Below are 3208 nucleotides of genomic sequence, written 5' to 3'. Positions count from 1 at the left end.
CGGGCGCGCCGCGGACGCTGCGGCTGCGCTCCGAGACGGCCACCGCGCTGCGGGCCGCGTGGCTGGAGGCCAAGCGTGACGATGTGCTGCTGACCGCGCAGGATTTCGCGTCGAATCTCGTCGAGGAGGCCCTGGGAACACGGCGGCGCCGACGCCGACCGGCCCCCAGCACGGTCTGAGCCCTCGATGCCTGCCAGCAAATCCACTTCTCGATGTTCCGGATGCATCAGACTCCGTTGAACTGGTGCTTCTGCGGCCACGATGACGAATCCCGGTTTACCGCGGTAAAGTGGCAAACTCCTCGGCCTTCGCAACCGCAGCACGCGACCGGTCATCAGGCTTGACTGAGGACCCTCGCTCCGACCAATTCCGCGAGCAGGTCGATGGCGTGGCGTTCCTCGTCGATGCTCGGTGGTCCGGTCGCCAGCACCGCATGCAGGTATTCCTGTCGGTGCGGGTCGCTCGGTTCGGCCACCGGCATGCCACCTGCAGCCTGGTCGTGGCTGGGCTGGTCGCGGGCAGCTTCGCGCAGCTCCAGCCAGTCGTGCCAGGCGGCGCGTTCGCGCTGGTGGCGTTGGATGCGCTGGGCGCGGTACTCCGCCAGGTGGTGAGCAGCGGCGATGTCGTCGAGGGTGACCGTGCCGGGGCTGACGTGGCCGCGGCGGCGCGTGATGAGTCCGGCGGTGGCCAGAGCAGCCAGGGTGTCGTATCCGGTGCTGGTGGCCACGTGGGCGGCCGAGATCACGTCTCGGGGGCCGGTCAGCCCGCGATGCACGATCAGCTCGTAGACACGGCGGTGGCGGTGGCCGATCACTTTCCAGGCCGGGTGGACGTCTTCGACGCGGGTCGCCGCGACGGCCCCCAGCGTCGTGTCCACCGGGTTCTGCCGGGTCAAGGCGTAGTAGTCGGGCCGGCGGCCCTGGGCGACGCGGGTGCGGACCAGGGGAGAGCCGGGCCGATCGCGGGTGTCGCGCAGGAACTGCCACACGATGGTCTCGCTCAGCAGCCCGGTGGCGATCGACAGCGACCGCCCGCCGACTCCGACCACGGGCACGCCGTTGATGATCTCGCCGGCCCGCACCGCGTGCACGGCCAGCGCCTGATACACCGCGGCCCCGATCCACCGGTAGGGGTGACCGGGGTATTCCTGCTCCACCCAGGCGGTCGCGTTGGCCAGCCAGCGCCGGTGAAGCTCGGGGCCGGGGCTGCCCCCCCGTGTGTGTTCTTGGACTTGTGCACAGACAGGCCGGAAAAGGGGGCTGGTGTGCGCGGCCCACGTCAGGGCCTTGTCGACGTCGCGGCGTAAGGCGGGCCCGGCGTGGTGGCGGTAGCGGTCATAGGCGGCGCCCAGGCCTGGCCGCCAGGGCCGGCCCGTGGCGATCAGGGCCTCGATGGTGGCCAGGCTGTGGCCGTGCAGCACGGCGTGGGCCAGCACGGACTGGCGGGCCTCGGAGTGGCTGGCCCAGGTGGTATCGGGCGGCAGCTGGCCGGTGGTGGCGTAGGCGGTGATCCGGTCGGGCAGCTCGCCGGTGCGGGTGTATTCGGGGCGCAGCCGGGTGTGGGCCCCGGTGCCGGTCAGGGCGTCGCGGGCCTGCGGCGCCGGAGTGGGGGCAGAGGCGGGGTGCAGGGCGCCCAGCAGGACGCCGAGGCGGGGCAGCAGCGCGGGGTCAGAGCGTGTCGCGAACACCTCGACGGCGGCGCGCAGTTCCCCGTCCAGGGTGCGGTACCCGCCCTCGCGGCAGGGGGAGCCGGGCACGGTGATGCAGCCGGTGGCGGGATTGGTCATCGGGGTCTTGTCCAGGCTGGGCAGCCGGGCCTCCAGCAGCCGCAGCAGCGCGCTGAGCTCGGCGGCGGTGGCCGCGGTGCCGGCGGCCAGGGGCACCAGGATGTGGCGGCCGCCGCTGGCCGAGCGGTCGGTGACGGCCAGCCCGCCGCATTCGGTGATCCAGGTCAGGGCGCGGGTGAAGTCGGCATCGACAGTGTGCTGGTCGTGTCGCTTGGTGTCGAAGTCCAGGGCCAGGACCTGGGTGCGACCGCGCAGGTACAGCGGCACCGCGGCGGGCACGCGGGGCAGTCGGCCGGTGAGGCCGGTGGTGCGGTCGAACTTGTGCGTGGCCGGGTTCCACAGGCGCACGGTGGGCCGGGCCGCGACCAGATGCGCCAGCGCCTTCCAGGCGCCGGCCGGGCCGGTGGGTGCACCGGCCGGGGTCCGGGTGGGCATGGCTCAGGCGATCTCGACCAGCTCGGGGCCGCTGGTGGGGTGCAGCCGGCCCCGGGTGTCGAGGTAGACCCAGCGGTGCTGGCGCCACAGCACCGGGACGCTGCTGGTGGTGGTGCGCGGGTCCACCAGATAGCCCAGGTCGCGCGCGGTGGGCAGGTCGGTGTGTTCGATCAGCTCGATGCAGTTGGCGCAGGCGGCCAGGGCGTCGGCGGGGCTGGCCAGCGCGGTGCGCGGCGGGCGGCGCCGGCGGGTGAAGATCGCCGACTGCCGGTAGGTGCAGGCCGGGGCCATGATCTCGCAGTTGGCGCTGGCGCGGGCGGTGATCAGCGCGGCCACCACCGGGGCGGGGGGAGCGGTGACCAGCGTGCCGACAGCGGGCGCGATGGGCGGTGACGGCGGCGGATCGGGCTGCGGGTCAGGGGATTTCGGGGGACGGCTGCCCTGCGAGCGGCGCCCGATCAGCAGGGGCCGCTTGGCGGCGAAGTCGCCGTTGACCCAGACCCCGGCCCACATGCCGTAGCTGGGCCGTTGGCGCAGGGCGTCCTCGGCGCAGCCGCCCAGGCTGGGGCAGCTCAGGCACTGGCGTCGGGTGAAGGCTTTCCGTGCGGGGTCGACCCAGTCGCCGGGATGGCTCAGGCACGGTGTCGGGGGTGGTGGGGCGGTGTCGTTCTTGTGGTTCACGAGGCAGTCCTCTATCGTGAAACCAGCCTGGCTAAGGTTGGTTTCTGTTGGTAGAAGCCATAACCGGAGTCGGTAGCTCCGGTCGCAGGTGTCCCCGCTTCGGCGGGGACTTCTGCGTCTAAGGCCCTATGAAGTTGTGTGCTGGACGCGGGCCAGCAGGTTCTGCGTGGGTGGCGTGTGCTCCTTGTGACTCGTGGTGACGGTGTACGTGGGTGTTACTACAGTGACATGAGTGCGCGGTTAAACCGCGCAGACACGCCGCGCGGTTGAACCGCACCGAAGGAACGCTACCGCCGCCGATGCCGC

2 protein-coding genes are annotated in these 3208 nt (G+C 72.2%); both read right to left on the bottom strand.

The features are described from left to right. Nucleotides 1-334: 334 nt before the first annotated feature. The gene (locus tag F0Q45_RS25105; RefSeq protein ID WP_149656458.1) at nt 335-2221 is read right to left on the bottom strand and encodes a hypothetical protein; all 1887 of its coding nucleotides are present in this window, start codon (nt 2219-2221) and stop codon (nt 335-337) included. A gap of 3 nt (nt 2222-2224) precedes the next feature. Continuing rightward, nucleotides 2225-2902 carry a WhiB family transcriptional regulator gene (locus tag F0Q45_RS25100; protein WP_149656457.1) on the bottom strand — a complete coding sequence of 226 codons (678 nt, stop codon included), beginning with the start codon at nt 2900-2902 and terminating at the stop codon, nt 2225-2227. Nucleotides 2903-3208: the final 306 nt, after the last annotated feature.

Source organism: Mycobacterium simiae, from assembly GCF_008370645.1.
Classification (GTDB): Bacteria; Actinomycetota; Actinomycetes; order Mycobacteriales; family Mycobacteriaceae; genus Mycobacterium; species Mycobacterium simiae_A.
This window is presented reverse-complemented; position numbering and strand designations above follow the sequence as displayed.